This window comes from Polynucleobacter yangtzensis (genome assembly GCF_027924165.1).
GTDB classification, from domain to species: Bacteria; Pseudomonadota; Gammaproteobacteria; order Burkholderiales; family Burkholderiaceae; genus Polynucleobacter; species Polynucleobacter yangtzensis.
On record NZ_AP026973.1, the window covers coordinates 1,736,174 to 1,749,257 of the forward strand.

A 13,084-nucleotide genomic window follows, 5' to 3' on the forward strand; every position below is an offset into this window, starting at 1 on the left:
GGATGCTGTTTTAGCAGCACCCTTTTTCCAAACGCTAATTACAACATGCCCTTCAATAAAGCAGCCATTTCTGATGGGTTCTTTGTTACTTTGAAGCCACACTCTTCCATAACGGCAAGCTTGGCATCTGCAGTATCAGCACCGCCAGAAATCAACGCACCTGCGTGACCCATACGCTTGCCTGGAGGAGCTGTAACGCCGGCAATAAAGCCAACTACTGGCTTCTTCATATTGTCTTTGCACCAGCGTGCAGCTTCGGCTTCGTCTGGACCGCCGATTTCACCAATCATGATCACAGCATCTGTCTCTGGATCTTCATTGAACATTTTCATAATGTCGATGTGCTTCAAGCCATTGATTGGGTCGCCACCAATGCCTACTGCTGTGGACTGGCCTAAACCAATTGCTGTCAACTGACCAACCGCTTCATAAGTCAATGTACCGGAACGGCTAACAACACCAATACGGCCTTTTTTATGAATGTGACCAGGCATGATGCCAATCTTGAGCTCATCTGGAGTGATGATGCCTGGGCAGTTAGGGCCGAGTAACAAAGTCTTCTTGCCGCCAGCAGCTTCTTTTGCGTGCATCTTGTTACGCACTTCAAGCATGTCACGTACTGGAATGCCTTCGGTAATACAAATAACGAAGTCGAGGTCAGCCTCAACCGCTTCCCAAATAGCAGCAGCTGCGCCAGGAGGCGGAACATAGATAACAGAAGTAGTTGCACCAGTTTGCTGTGCAGCCTCTTTAACCGTTCCATAAATAGGAATGTTAAAAATGGACTCGCCAGCTTTTTTAGGATTTACACCGGCAACAAAACAGTTTTTGCCGTTTGCGTATTCCTGACATTTTTCAGTATGGAACTGACCTGTCTTACCAGTAATACCTTGTGTAATGACTTTGGTGTTTTTATTGATCAAAATAGACATATTGAAATTCCTGGATTATTTGTTTTTGGCAACAGCAGCAACTACCTTAGTAGCAGCTTCAGCCATTGAATCGGCGCTTATAATTGGCAAACCAGAGTCTGCAAGAATCTTCTTGCCCAACTCTTCGTTAGTGCCCTTCATGCGCACAACCAAAGGTACTGTGAGGTTTACTGCTTTACATGCAGTAACAACACCGTCAGCGATCACGTCACAACGCATAATGCCGCCGAAAATATTTACCAAAATAGCTTCAACACTCTTGTTCTTCAACATGATCTTGAATGCTTCAGTTACTTTTTCTGCTGTAGCACCGCCGCCAACGTCCAAGAAGTTTGCTGGCTCGCCACCGAACAACTTAATGGTGTCCATGGTGGCCATTGCCAAACCTGCACCATTCACTAAACAGCCGATATTGCCATCTAAAGAAATGTAAGCAAGGTCAAATTTAGAAGCTTCAATTTCAGCAGCATCTTCTTCATCGATATCGCGATAAGCTACGATTTCTGGATGACGGAACAATGCGTTTGGATCAAAGTTGAACTTGGCATCCAAAGCCTTGATTTTGCCGTTGCCTTCAAGGATTAATGGGTTGATTTCAACCAATGATGCATCGGTATCCCAGTAAGTCTTGTAAAGGTTTTTGAATACGTCGCGTGCCATTGGGATAGACGCTTCAGGAACGCCAATACCTTTAGCAACAATATCGCAATCAGCATCTGTCAAACCAACCATCGGATCAACAAATACTTTAATAATTTTTTCTGGGTGAGATTCAGCAACTTCCTCAATATCCATACCACCTTCGCTAGAAGCCATGATCACATTCTTTTGTGTGCCACGGTCTGTAACGATACTGAAGTAGTACTCTTTTTTAATATCAGCGCCATCTTCGATTAAGAGACGATTTACTTTTTGACCCTCTGGTCCAGTTTGATGCGTCTTGAGCTGCATGCCCAAAATTTCAGAAGCATATTTCTTCACTTCGTCCATGCTTCTAGCCAATTTCACGCCGCCACCTTTACCGCGACCACCAGCATGAATCTGTGCTTTTACAACCCATACTGGGCCACCTAATTTTTCAGCAGCTTTCACTGCCTCATCAACACTAAATGCAGGAATGCCATTAGGAACAGGCACATTAAATTGGCGAAGAAGTTCTTTGCCTTGGTACTCGTGAATTTTCATATTTACTCCGAAACGGTATCTTTTTTAGCAAGCGATGAGGATTAGTAAAACCGATGTCGCCACAATCTCATACTTACTCTTGAAGCTGGCTATATTTGCCAAATTTGAATAAATGCGAACGGCTTGACCGACTCCATAAGTCTATCATGCTGCAACGCCGCAAATAGCGTTTTTCGATCCGTAATTGCCCTAATCAGGGGTTTGACCGCCTATGACCTTGGCCACAATATCGGACCCAAACCCCTTGGAAGCTAGGAATCGGTATTGTCTGGCGCGTTCCTTTTGTTCAGTGGCGCGCTGGCCATATTTACGCATCCAAAGGTCATAAGCGCGCTGGAATTCGGTCTCTTTTAAGACTCCCAGTAATTTGGCTGACTGCTTAGAATCTACCCCTGCCCTTTCGAGCTCGTCGGCGATCTTTCTCATGCCGTATCGCTCGCTACGGCGGCGAACCAAGGCCTCAGCAAAACGCTCGTCGGACAACCAACCACGAGCCTCAAAATCATCCAAAACCGCTTCAATCTGGGTATTTCCAGATTCTGGGGTTTGTTCCACCTGATCTCCACCTAACTTACCCCACCTAGCCTCTGATTCAGCCAATTTGGTGGCTAAACCTTTGCGGCTGTATTCTCGCTGCGACAAAAGACGCAAAGCCCGAGCTTTGAGACTCGGGCTTTGTTTAGGCTTTTTATTACTACTTGATTCTGACATTGAATTATTCAACGGGATTATTCGACTTCTTCTTCCTCGGCCAATACATCAGTCACTACAGCTGAGCCGACTTTCACACCAAGCTTCTCACGAATCTTTTTCTCGATATCTTGGGCGATGGCTGGATTCTCTTTTAAGAACTCGCGCACATTGTCTTTGCCTTGACCAATGCGATCACCGTTGTAGCTATACCAAGAGCCTGACTTTTCTACGAGATCAGCCTCAACACCCATATCAATGATTTCGCCTTCTCTAGAAATACCAGCGCCGTACATGATGTCAAAAATGGCTTCACGGAATGGAGGAGAAACTTTGTTCTTCACAACTTTAACGCGAGTTTCGTTACCAACAACCTCATCACCTTTTTTGATACTGCCGATACGGCGAATATCCAAACGCATAGAGGCATAGAACTTCAAAGCGTTACCGCCAGTAGTTGTTTCTGGTGAACCAAACATCACGCCAATCTTCATACGAATCTGGTTAATGAAGATCACAGTGGTATTGGTACGCTTGATGGCGCCAGTCAACTTACGTAAAGCTTGGCTCATCAAGCGTGCTTGCAAACCTGGCAAGGAATCGCCCATGTCGCCTTCGATCTCAGCCCTTGGAACTAAGGCTGCAACCGAGTCGATCACGATTAGATCAATCGAACCTGAACGCACCAAAGCGTCTGCGATTTCTAAAGCTTGCTCGCCAGTGTCTGGTTGAGAGATCAATAAATTATTTACATCAACACCGAGGCGTGATGCGTACTGCACATCAAGAGCATGTTCCGCATCAATAAATGCGCAAGTGCCACCAAGCTTTTGCATTTCTGCAATTGCATGCAATGTAAGTGTTGTTTTACCTGAAGATTCTGGACCGTAAATTTCAATTACGCGCCCACGCGCAAGACCACCAACTCCAAGAGCGATATCTAATCCGAGTGAACCGCTAGAAACTACCTGAATATCTTGACTAATTTCGGCATCGCCCAATCTCATGATTGAACCTTTGCCAAACTGTTTCTCAATTTGTGCCAGTGCTGCAGTTAATGCTTTTTGTTTGTCCCCGCTCATTCCTTCAAATTCTGAAGAGGCTGATTGCTTTTTGTTATCCAAGGCCATTTTTTATTCCCTTTTCACTATGTACTGGGCTTTTTCCCGAAGTTTTATCTACTGTGTAACAACTTAGGAGTTACTGTATATAAAAACAGTAGTCTTTGCAAGCGACTTTTAAAGCGAATTTACGGATTTTTTACTAAGCTGGGCTTGATTGGCTCGATCCCAATAGAAAAAGAGGGGAATAGCTATAGCCCAGACCACCCCAACAAGGATAAATCCAGTGATTTGACCACCTGGGCCCCAACCTCCAGCACCCATCCGGATACCAGCCTCATAAGACATTGGGCCGGCAATACCGCCTAAAACAGCTCCTAAAACAGGTCTGCCTCGCAACCAGGTCAAGGATCCATTGACGGTAGTGGCCACCAAAACCCACAAGACCCACATCCACAGAGGTGACAAATACGGCGATGGCCAATCATCCTGAAAATCCAGATAGCCCAAATGCATGATGAGGGTATCAGCCACCAAACCAAAGATAAAAGCCTTAACCAGAAGGCGCACCTCTGTCTTTGGTGAAGGTGAGCGCCAAGCATGGAAGACGATATATGCGAGAGTGGCAGCTACCGCCCAAAACACTTGTTTATTGGCCGCACCTAGTACACAGGCAAACCAACCAAGCTGGAAAATAACAAAGTTCCAAAATTTAGCCATACCCAGCACCCTAAGAAAAAAGCCACTGCCGAGGGGCAATGGCTTTTAGATTTGGTGGCGAATCAGGGATTTGAACCCCGGACCTGCGGATTATGATTCCGTCGCTCTAACCAGCTGAGCTAATTCGCCGAAGGAATGATTTTAGCGTAATTTAGCCTAGAGAGCTATTTTGAGCCGCCTAGATTCTTCTTCCCCTGAAAAACGGTGTTTTTACGGCAAATCTACGGTGCACACCTTATCTACAGAATTTGTCGTTTAAAACGACCTATTTTGGAAGGTAAGCCTGAAGCATTTTTCGCGTTTCATCAAGAACGGCTGACAAAGCAAGCCTAGTGGCCGTCACGCCCTTAAAAAATTCATCGGGAGTCCGATTGTTTCCTATGCGAGCATTTTGCTCTATGAGGCGATCATAGGCAGCTGCCTGAACGCTCAACTTAGCCATTTGCTCGCAAAGCTCCATAGAAAAATAGTGGGCCTTTTCTACAGCTTCTCTAATTGCTTCTTTTGTTCTTGGTTGCAGCTGAAGGAATGACACGGCATCCTTTAGATCAGTAATTGGATGACCGATGACACCGTCCCCAGCTGGAGCGAAGTCCAATACAACTGATTGATAACTTAGTGCGCTCTCTAGATTAGCAGCAGCACTCATCACAACTTTGCGATTATTTGCAAGGCGCTCATTTTCTTCATTTACTTTTTGACGATAGTAAATTCCAACAGCTGCAACAATTGCACCTACAGATCCAATCGCCTGCACCCAGGCTGCCAAAACATTAGAGTCAAGCTGGCACCACCATGCTGCAATACCAATCCAGCCGTAATTACAAGGCATTTATTTCTCCATTAAATTTCCTCAATTCCACAGTCTTTAAGGAATTGATAGGTTTGGTCATAAAAATCTTTGTGTCGTGTTGGATCAGAATCATCACCCTCTGGAACAAATATCACAACCCCCTGTCTTCCACGAGTTAGCAATACCCGATAAGAGTTAGCAATATATTTTTGTTTTTCTAAGCCATGTACCGTTTGCCACTTAGAGCCAGAGAAGTTATAGGTGACCCACTTGCCATTCTCAATTCTGAAGTTCGCATCCCAGCAAACGCCAACCCAATCTATTTCCAAGCCCTGGACATCAAACTCTGTTGCCACATCCTCTAAATAGTGTGATGAGCGAATATCACTCTTGCCCTTAAGGAACCAAAGTGTCGGGTCTATTTCACCCTTCACAAATATTCCCGATGGTTTAAGCCTTATTGCATTTGATGAAGCAACGAGTCCAATGCGCTCAGTCCCTCTAGCCCAGTCCTTCAATCTATCTTTTGCCCTATCTAGTTTGCGTGTCAAATAAATTGGGTAGTTAGTTAGATGCTGTTTTATCTCTCTTGCCTTATTTGAATCGCCAGAAATCAGAGCACCAACAAAAGCCGATAATTTCTCAGCCCTAAACGAGCGCAAGGAAACAGACAAATTTAAATCTGGCTCAATATGTAAATTGAGTGGACCTTGATCCTCAAGCCACTCTCTACTCAAGGCGTAATCAGATTTAAATATTTCATCTGAGAAATGTATCTCCCAGTCTTGATAGTGCTCTTTTAATGCTGTGATCCACTCTGTAATTCCAGCTTCACCAGTATTAATTTCTTGACCGCCTCCAATCAAACAAACGACCACACACCAATCCTTGTGACGGTTCATTACAGAAAGTAAGAAATCAGGTTCAGACATAGAAAAGTTATCTTGTCCACGCTTACGCTTCATGAATGATGAAGCCTGCTCCTTATTCCAAGCTCGCTGCGCTTCATCAAATATCACGACTTTTTCAACAGGTGGCGCATTGGATGCTAAATTGTCATCCCGGAAGTGGTGAATGTTTTGAATGAAAGCTGCAGCCTTTTGTTCGGCTGGCTTTCTTTTAGTTCTTTCTTCTTTTGGCAAAAGATCATTCTCAGCTAATTGATCCTGCACTAATGCTTCGCGCAATACGGCCACCAATGGTCCATTGCCCGATAAGAAGACGGCATGCTCATTTTCAAGATATCGCATACGTTCAATAGCAATATTCAGCCCAGCCAAACTTTTCCCAGCGCCAGGTGCGCCCGTGATTAGGCAAATTACTTTTTTGTTATTTGCTTTTGCGTCATCAATAACTTTTGATACATGGCCGCAAGTCTTGGTTAGATTTATTGCTCCAGCATCAGATCGTGATATTTCATCTACTTTATGGCCTTTATACAAAGCCTGAGCAGCTTCAACAATAGTAGGGGTTGGATGATAGGTAGAGCTTATCCAAATACCAGGATCTAAGTCTACCTTTGGTAAAGAGGCTGACACAAGATTAAGAGCATCCAATAAATTATTAGAGTTTGCGAAGACGGGGCTTGCTACACCATCATTCCTAATCACTAATTTCTGCACTTTTCCTGGAGCATCTGTAGCCACCAAAATTGGAATGATGTTTAAGTGATGGCTAGCCTTATGAAAATTCTTTAAATCCAAAGCGTAGTCATGGACTTGATCTATTGAGATGGTGTCATACGACTTGGCGCCAACCTTGTACTCCAAAACTACAATAGAGCCATCTAATATGAGAATGGCATCAACACGCTTGCCAATCCTGGGTATCTCAAATTCCAGCAATAAGGTTGCCTTTGGAAAACTAACCAAGACCTGCTTAAGTTCAATAATTTGCCTACGCCAAGCATTAATTTGCTGTTGCTCTAATTGCCTAAATTTATGTTGATTTGTTAGCTGACCCAAGATTTCATCATCTTTAGTCACAAGGAAGCTACTTACTTCCGCCCTATAGGCAAAACGATTAGATAAATTCATTTATACATTTTGACATGAGTTCCTAAGAGCAAATTATTTGTCGTTTAAAACGACAAATTCAGGTTGCCCAAAGCTACACACCGAAATTAAGCTATGTTTTTCAGCTAGAAAAACATGCCCAAAGAAACGGAAGTGCTTGCCCTTTTCTTTCAAAGCACCTCTACCCCTGAAAAATCACCTCAACTCAAATACCTAGAAAACCTAGCTACTGGCAAGCTAGTCCATATGAGGGATGGCAACATTACCCTATATAAGCGAGAGCGCAGTAAGCAATGGCAAATGCGCTTTAGGCTTTATGACAAGAAGTGGCACAGAGTGAGTACTGGCTATGAGGATTTGGAATACGCCAAAAAGAAAGCTGGGGATATTTACGATAGAGCCCGCTTTATGGAAGAGTTGGGATTGCCACCCCTAAACAAACGCTTTGATTCAGCGGCAGAAGCTACCAAGGTAGAACTGCAAAGCGATTTAGATAATGGCGTAGGTAAGAAGATATATGTGGATTACATCTCTGTATTAGATAACTACCTCATTCCATTTTTTGGCAAGAAGTTTCTAACCAATATTAACCACCAAGATATTGCTGAGTATGAGCTATGGCGAGCAGAGAAGATGAAACGCAAACTCATGCGCTCAACCATGATGACGCATTTCTCTGCTTACAACAGGGTATTTGATTCAGCAATCAAACGAGGATGGCTTAGTGATAAACACCCAGTTCCAAGGCTGGGCACTAAAGGCGAAAAGAGCACTCCAAGGCCCGCCTTTACTAGAAAAGAGATTGATTACCTATTTGTCTTTATGAAAACCTGGAGCGAAGGCGGCAAAACAGAAGAAGCGCACAACGGCAGATTATTACTGAGAGATTACATAGAGATACTCATGGCAACAGGTATGCGCCATGGCACGGAAGCAAAGAACATTCAGTGGAAGCACTTGGAATGGCATACAGACAAGAGCGTTCGATATCTACGCATATGGGTAAGTGGCAAAACAGGTCCACGCTGGCTCATTGCTAGGCATGAGGCAGTACCCGTCATTGAGCGATTAAAGCAACGCTTTACTGAATGGGACCACTTAACCCTAGATCAACTCATAGAAGAAAAGCATGAGGAGTATTTGTGGAGGCACCCTAACGGAGAACGTCCATATGATTTTGTCAGTAGCTTTAAGTGGCTAATGAAGGACTCGGGCTTGTTGCTATCAAATAACGGATTAAAACGCACTTTGTACAGCTTTAGACACACCTACGCTACGTTTAGTTTAGTGGAGTGGAATATGGGCATCCACACGCTAGCAAAGCAAATGGGCACGTCTGTACAAATGCTAGAACGCTTTTATAGCAAGCTAACAGCTACGCTAGCTGCAGAGAAATTAGCGGGATGAATAATTAAAACTATACCTATCTGCCTAACCGTACAGCAATTTATAAGGCTATTGATATCTACTACAAACCGCGATTTCGATTCATTAGAGCGGTTTTGCTTTCTCGCCCCTCAAGTAATCCTGAAATGCTTTTACTTCCTCAGGCGATCTTTGCGAAGTAGCTCCCGGTGAAACCTGCTTAACTGGATTCACTGGCGCCTGCTTTTGTGCGGCAACAGGCTGTTGAGTTACAGGCTGCGGAAGAGGCTTAGGCGCTGGCGCATAAGGCGGTCGCTTCGGAGCCTTAACCGCTTTAGACCTTGGCACTTTTGCCTTTGCTGTCTTTTGCCTGCCTTCTACATCTGCCTGCTGTTTAATGGCACTCCAAGTGTTATCAATAATGACACGCAATAAATTTAACTGGTCTTGCGCATTCGTGATTTCTTTAATCTTCATCACAGCTCTCCTTTCCTTATATTTAGCGGAGAGCCTCGATTAATTTATATTTCGCGCGGCAGATGAACTACGTTATCCGCTCCAAATTGTCCTTGTAGAATATAGATAGCCTGCTGAAGACCATCAGCTACTACCATCGTTCTAACCACAAATCCTCCAGCGCGAACGTAGGCTTCAAATGTTTTCATTCAACCCTCCAAAAAAAGCAGAACTAACACCATTAGCAATAGCATTAGTTCTGTACTCATAATTTGTCGTTTAAAACGACATTCCAAGTTAACGACCAAACCCAGCACGAACAGCGCCACTAGCCTGCTCAATTTGGGTATCGAGTTCTCCTGCTTCTACGGCGCCTTTAATAATCTCCAGCGCCTTAATAAGCTCCTCTCCTGAAGCTACCTCTACGGCAGTCTTACCTTTAGCAAACTCAATAATCTTTGCGCCATAACGAATGTTTAAGCAAACCTTTCCATCTGCCGCCACGTACCACCATTGGCGTACACGCTTCTCAATTTCAATATTCTTGCGTGAGCCATCGTAGTCTTTAACTGTTTTAAATTTCTTAACAGTAAAAGTACCGCCTTCCTTTTGAGCTTTGGCTAGCTGGATTTGTTCCCAGACTTTATTGCCTAACTTATGACGGCGATGAAGGATGGGTGGAATTGCTGTTGGTTTTTTAGAATTAACTAACTTCAAACTATTAAGTGTGCTCATCGTTTTCTCCTTTATGTGAATGGGCACAGTTAATTTATTGTCGGCCTTTTTGAAAGAGCAACCTCTTTATGCCTAATGCCACAAGAACCTAATAATCACGCTCACTTTTGTTCTTCTTTTATTAGGTTTTGCTAAATATTTGTATGACAAGCTATAAAACACTTAAAGATATGAAGCTAAGAGATTCTTGGCTTAAGGCAAATGGGTATAACCCAAACACATTCTTTAACCCTGACTTAGAGGCTAACTTTATTCGCGCAAAGGCTGCTGTAAAAAACTTACTAAAATATCAATATCTACTTACTCAAGAACAAATAGCTCAACTGAACTCATTCCCGCTTAATAAAAACAAGGCAACTCCAAGGCAGATATTTCAAGCCCTTAATCTCAACAAAAAAATACGCAGGCAATTACATAGGCAGCAAGGTTAGCCCACCTTAAACGGCAAAAACGCGGGTTGTAATACGTCGGCTAATGAGCCCGCACTTGGCATAACTGCTCTAAAAGTTATGCGCTACAAGTAGGCCGCAGAATTCCCTGTAGTTAGGGTTTGGGGTTTTAATACATCTGTCCCCAATAAATTCTTTTAGAGTCGTGTTGCTGGGGAATGCTTAGTACCAATCTACACGTAGCGGCGGCCATAGTACTTTTATAGTGCTATAGCCGTCGTTTGACAGAAGAATCTATTGCCCAATCAGAGAAAAGAAACAGGTGATGAGCGATAAGCGAAATCACAAGCGAACTAAGTTCGCTTCCTCTTACTCACAAATCAAATCATTAATGTTCTCAGCAATACTTTTGCCCCAATCAAGATTAACTTGATTTACCTCTTCCCACTCTGGACTATCTTCAGGCTCACTAATAAAGCCTTCAATGTTGAATGCGAATGCTGATCCGAACTCATCTTCATCCACTAGCCCATCTTTAGTGATGATGTCATCATCCTCCAAGATAGTCCTAATCATCCCTACATCACTTGAGCCGTCAATACAACTTTCAATCTCTACATCCGTGAGTTCTGAGGGATGACGATTTGGTTTATTCATAGCATTGCTTCCTTATTAATGTTGTATTTACAGGCTAGGCTAACTTTACCAATATAAGTTGAAGCTAGGTTTAAATTTCATAACGATACTTTTAATTGCGTAAATCCTTCGTTTAAGCAGTGATTAAGAATTGTCGCTTAGTTGGGTAGCTGAGCTCTGGATTAAATAGCTTGTAGGGCTTATAAATACTTTGAATAGGTTGTAGTCAAAAAGCCACGAAAACATAATCTAATGTGAAAAAGATTATGAAATTAGCTAAGTCTTTGAATTTTGGAAGGTTCTTTCTTAGCCATTTTCGGTTGCTCTAACCAAACATAAGAAAACATACTGTAGCTCTGTATTTATTACATTTCAGGGAGAACGTATGTCACAAGCTAGAGTTTTAAATCCACAAGAACTACGCAGAGTTTTAGATCACGTCGCTACACGTAGGCACAGCGCACGTAATCGCGCTATGTTGCTACTTACACACTACGCGGGTATGCGAGTAGGTGAAGTTGCCGCACTACGTATAAACGACGTTTTAAACAGCGACAACACAATTAAGGATGAAGTGCGTTTGCTGCCCGAGCAAACTAAAGGCAAACACGCTCGCACCGTTTACTTAAATGAACGAATGCGCAAAGAGATAAGTCAGTATCTACGTGTATTGCGCATTAGAGATGCCAGTAAGCCTCTGTTTTACACACAAAAACAAGCAGGCTTCTCAGCTAACTCTTTAGCTCAGTACTTCTTTTACTTATATCGCGCCTGTTCGCTCGATGGCGCTAGCAGCCACTCAGGGCGGAGGTCATTTTTGACAGCGCTTGCAAACAAAGGCACAGCTATTCATATATTGAAAAGTTTAGCTGGGCACCGCAACATCTCTACCACCGCTTCATATTTGTATTCAAGCCCAACTCAGCTTAAAGCCGCTGTTGAGCTTGTTTAGTTATTTTTTAACTCTACCAATATCGACTACTACTTTGCCCTTGTAGCCCTCAATCACTTCGGTATTTTCTAAGTCCAAAGTAAGCTCTGGGTAGTCAGTTGGAATGCTATGCCCATGCCATAAGCAAAACACTTTTTTGGTGGCTTTGCCTGACTTTGATACCTTGATGTCACTGCCATTCACTACGGCAAAAACTCCGTCAAATTCTGCAAGCCTGTATTTGGCATTTTTCACCTTGATAACTGTTACGCCACTGAGAGTCTTTGCTTTAATTGGTTTCGCAGCCGGGTCCTTGCGAGGGCATTTTTTATCATTCCACTTCGGCGCCGTTAGATAGAAATCCATATAACCCTCATAGTTTGTTATTAATTGTTATAAGAATATCAAAGTGTCTTTTGAAATGTCATTTTTTTGTTAACGGAAATCGCCCTTTTGCGGTATTAGCTATCAATTTCTCTGCATTTGCTATGTATCGCTTCACACTAGCGCCCATTACGTTTCTACGGTCTTGCTGCTCATTGAGACTTATATCGTCCGACGTCATCGCCGTTCGAACCAATCGCATTTGTTCGCCAATTTTCCATAAGGGAACCTTTGGCTTCTCATCTTTGACTTGCAAGTACTTGTCATACACCTGCAATGTCTTTTGTAAGTTCTCAATTGTGTAATTACGTTCCAGTGGATAGCTGGCAGTACTTTGAGCTAGATTACTTTTCTTTCGCCCAGGCTTTTCTGCGTGATGGCGCTTATCTAGCAACCTTATAAGGCGACTTTGAATATATCTTCTGCTTGATGTCAAAGGGATAGCAACGACAAGCACCTCATCTGCTGTCCACGCTTCGTCCCATTGCGATTTATCAGAAAGCTCTCTGAGGGTTAATTCAGGAACGTTTTCAGAAAACAGAGTTGCGCCACGACCTCCTTCTGTCCACCACTTCTTAAAGTTATCTTCTCGCACATCACCAAAATCTTTATACAGTTTGGCAAGCCTGCCTTTGCCGCCTCGTTCACAACAAGCCAAATAGTCTTCATTTCGGCGCAGATACACCCACCACCAGTAGTACGGACTCTGTTGTTGATAGGACAAAGTAAGCGGCTTGTTCTTCGTACCAAAAGTAGGGTGAGGAGCGAGAAATCTTCTTATCATTTCTTAAC

Annotated in this window: 16 protein-coding genes and 1 tRNA gene; 3 read left to right on the forward strand and 14 right to left on the reverse strand. The window is 43.3% G+C overall.

What is annotated here, in order from left to right:
- Positions 1 to 38 precede the first annotated feature (38 nt).
- The 8 genes from sucD to QMF28_RS08710 all read right to left on the reverse strand — a co-directional run bounded on the left by sucD (position 39) and on the right by QMF28_RS08710 (position 7,417).
- On the reverse strand, positions 39 to 932 hold the full coding sequence (sucD, locus tag QMF28_RS08675; RefSeq protein ID WP_281742352.1) for a succinate--CoA ligase subunit alpha: 894 nt from the start codon (positions 930 to 932) through the stop codon (positions 39 to 41).
- A 15-nt stretch (positions 933 to 947) separates the two neighbouring features.
- Positions 948 to 2,117 carry an ADP-forming succinate--CoA ligase subunit beta gene (sucC, locus tag QMF28_RS08680; RefSeq protein ID WP_011903667.1) on the reverse strand — a complete coding sequence of 390 codons (1,170 nt, stop codon included), beginning with the start codon at positions 2,115 to 2,117 and terminating at the stop codon, positions 948 to 950.
- Between the two features lie 189 nt (positions 2,118 to 2,306).
- A complete protein-coding gene (gene recX, locus QMF28_RS08685) occupies positions 2,307 to 2,828 on the reverse strand; it encodes a recombination regulator RecX (protein WP_068319465.1) in 522 nt (173 codons plus the stop codon).
- Between the two features lie 17 nt (positions 2,829 to 2,845).
- Positions 2,846 to 3,931 (reverse strand): recombinase RecA, encoded by a 1,086-nt coding sequence (recA, locus tag QMF28_RS08690; protein ID WP_082786353.1) that lies wholly within the window; start codon positions 3,929 to 3,931, stop codon positions 2,846 to 2,848.
- Between the two features lie 114 nt (positions 3,932 to 4,045).
- A complete protein-coding gene (locus tag QMF28_RS08695; RefSeq protein WP_068319469.1) occupies positions 4,046 to 4,588 on the reverse strand; it encodes a DUF2878 domain-containing protein in 543 nt (180 codons plus the stop codon).
- A 52-nt stretch (positions 4,589 to 4,640) separates the two neighbouring features.
- Positions 4,641 to 4,717 (reverse strand) — tRNA-Met (locus QMF28_RS08700).
- A gap of 136 nt (positions 4,718 to 4,853) precedes the next feature.
- A complete protein-coding gene (locus QMF28_RS08705) occupies positions 4,854 to 5,420 on the reverse strand; it encodes a hypothetical protein (RefSeq protein WP_281742353.1) in 567 nt (188 codons plus the stop codon).
- An 11-nt stretch (positions 5,421 to 5,431) separates the two neighbouring features.
- Complete coding sequence (locus tag QMF28_RS08710; protein WP_281742354.1) at positions 5,432 to 7,417, reverse strand: DUF2075 domain-containing protein; 1,986 nt, start codon at positions 7,415 to 7,417, stop codon at positions 5,432 to 5,434.
- Positions 7,418 to 7,531: 114 nt separating this feature from the next.
- On the opposite strand from QMF28_RS08710, the gene QMF28_RS08715 reads away from it, so the two are divergent.
- Positions 7,532 to 8,803: a tyrosine-type recombinase/integrase gene (locus QMF28_RS08715; protein WP_281742355.1), complete on the forward strand. Its 1,272-nt coding sequence runs from the start codon at positions 7,532 to 7,534 to the stop codon at positions 8,801 to 8,803.
- 84 nt (positions 8,804 to 8,887) lie between these two features.
- On the opposite strand, the gene QMF28_RS08720 is transcribed toward QMF28_RS08715, so the two are convergent.
- From QMF28_RS08720 to QMF28_RS08730, 3 genes are all read right to left on the reverse strand, one after another.
- Positions 8,888 to 9,238: a hypothetical protein gene (locus QMF28_RS08720; protein WP_281742356.1), complete on the reverse strand. Its 351-nt coding sequence runs from the start codon at positions 9,236 to 9,238 to the stop codon at positions 8,888 to 8,890.
- Positions 9,239 to 9,282: 44 nt separating this feature from the next.
- A complete protein-coding gene (locus QMF28_RS08725; RefSeq protein ID WP_281742357.1) occupies positions 9,283 to 9,426 on the reverse strand; it encodes a hypothetical protein in 144 nt (47 codons plus the stop codon).
- An 88-nt stretch (positions 9,427 to 9,514) separates the two neighbouring features.
- Complete coding sequence (locus tag QMF28_RS08730) at positions 9,515 to 9,952, reverse strand: DUF6641 family protein (protein ID WP_281742358.1); 438 nt, start codon at positions 9,950 to 9,952, stop codon at positions 9,515 to 9,517.
- Positions 9,953 to 10,095: 143 nt separating this feature from the next.
- On the opposite strand from QMF28_RS08730, the gene QMF28_RS08735 reads away from it, so the two are divergent.
- Positions 10,096 to 10,383: a hypothetical protein gene (locus QMF28_RS08735; RefSeq protein WP_281742359.1), complete on the forward strand. Its 288-nt coding sequence runs from the start codon at positions 10,096 to 10,098 to the stop codon at positions 10,381 to 10,383.
- A 327-nt stretch (positions 10,384 to 10,710) separates the two neighbouring features.
- On the opposite strand, the gene QMF28_RS08740 is transcribed toward QMF28_RS08735, so the two are convergent.
- A complete protein-coding gene (locus QMF28_RS08740; protein WP_281742360.1) occupies positions 10,711 to 10,998 on the reverse strand; it encodes a hypothetical protein in 288 nt (95 codons plus the stop codon).
- A gap of 364 nt (positions 10,999 to 11,362) precedes the next feature.
- Between QMF28_RS08740 and QMF28_RS08745 the strand changes: the two genes are divergently transcribed.
- Positions 11,363 to 11,929: a tyrosine-type recombinase/integrase gene (locus QMF28_RS08745; protein WP_281742361.1), complete on the forward strand. Its 567-nt coding sequence runs from the start codon at positions 11,363 to 11,365 to the stop codon at positions 11,927 to 11,929.
- Here the strand turns inward: QMF28_RS08745 and QMF28_RS08750 are convergent, their stop codons facing one another.
- On the reverse strand, positions 11,930 to 12,274 hold the full coding sequence (locus QMF28_RS08750; RefSeq protein ID WP_281742362.1) for a hypothetical protein: 345 nt from the start codon (positions 12,272 to 12,274) through the stop codon (positions 11,930 to 11,932).
- Between the two features lie 58 nt (positions 12,275 to 12,332).
- Positions 12,333 to 13,076, reverse strand: a complete 744-nt coding sequence (locus tag QMF28_RS08755) for a hypothetical protein (protein WP_281742363.1) — start codon at positions 13,074 to 13,076, stop codon at positions 12,333 to 12,335.
- Between the last annotated feature and the right edge of the window lie 8 nt (positions 13,077 to 13,084).

Bases quoted from the DNA above. Each gene is read 5' to 3' on its own strand.
- sucD (WP_281742352.1), bottom strand. From the start codon at position 932: ATGTCTATTTTGATCAATAAAAACACCAAAGTCATTACACAAGGTATT.
- sucC (WP_011903667.1), bottom strand. From the start codon at position 2,117: ATGAAAATTCACGAGTACCAAGGCAAAGAACTTCTTCGCCAATTTAAT.
- recX (WP_068319465.1), bottom strand. From the start codon at position 2,828: ATGTCAGAATCAAGTAGTAATAAAAAGCCTAAACAAAGCCCGAGTCTC.
- QMF28_RS08695 (WP_068319469.1), bottom strand. From the start codon at position 4,588: ATGGCTAAATTTTGGAACTTTGTTATTTTCCAGCTTGGTTGGTTTGCC.
- QMF28_RS08705 (WP_281742353.1), bottom strand. From the start codon at position 5,420: ATGCCTTGTAATTACGGCTGGATTGGTATTGCAGCATGGTGGTGCCAG.
- QMF28_RS08710 (WP_281742354.1), bottom strand. From the start codon at position 7,417: ATGAATTTATCTAATCGTTTTGCCTATAGGGCGGAAGTAAGTAGCTTC.
- QMF28_RS08715 (WP_281742355.1), top strand. From the start codon at position 7,532: ATGCCCAAAGAAACGGAAGTGCTTGCCCTTTTCTTTCAAAGCACCTCT.
- QMF28_RS08720 (WP_281742356.1), bottom strand. From the start codon at position 9,238: ATGAAGATTAAAGAAATCACGAATGCGCAAGACCAGTTAAATTTATTG.
- QMF28_RS08725 (WP_281742357.1), bottom strand. From the start codon at position 9,426: ATGAAAACATTTGAAGCCTACGTTCGCGCTGGAGGATTTGTGGTTAGA.
- QMF28_RS08730 (WP_281742358.1), bottom strand. From the start codon at position 9,952: ATGAGCACACTTAATAGTTTGAAGTTAGTTAATTCTAAAAAACCAACA.
- QMF28_RS08735 (WP_281742359.1), top strand. From the start codon at position 10,096: ATGACAAGCTATAAAACACTTAAAGATATGAAGCTAAGAGATTCTTGG.
- QMF28_RS08740 (WP_281742360.1), bottom strand. From the start codon at position 10,998: ATGAATAAACCAAATCGTCATCCCTCAGAACTCACGGATGTAGAGATT.
- QMF28_RS08745 (WP_281742361.1), top strand. From the start codon at position 11,363: ATGTCACAAGCTAGAGTTTTAAATCCACAAGAACTACGCAGAGTTTTA.
- QMF28_RS08750 (WP_281742362.1), bottom strand. From the start codon at position 12,274: ATGGATTTCTATCTAACGGCGCCGAAGTGGAATGATAAAAAATGCCCT.
- QMF28_RS08755 (WP_281742363.1), bottom strand. From the start codon at position 13,076: ATGATAAGAAGATTTCTCGCTCCTCACCCTACTTTTGGTACGAAGAAC.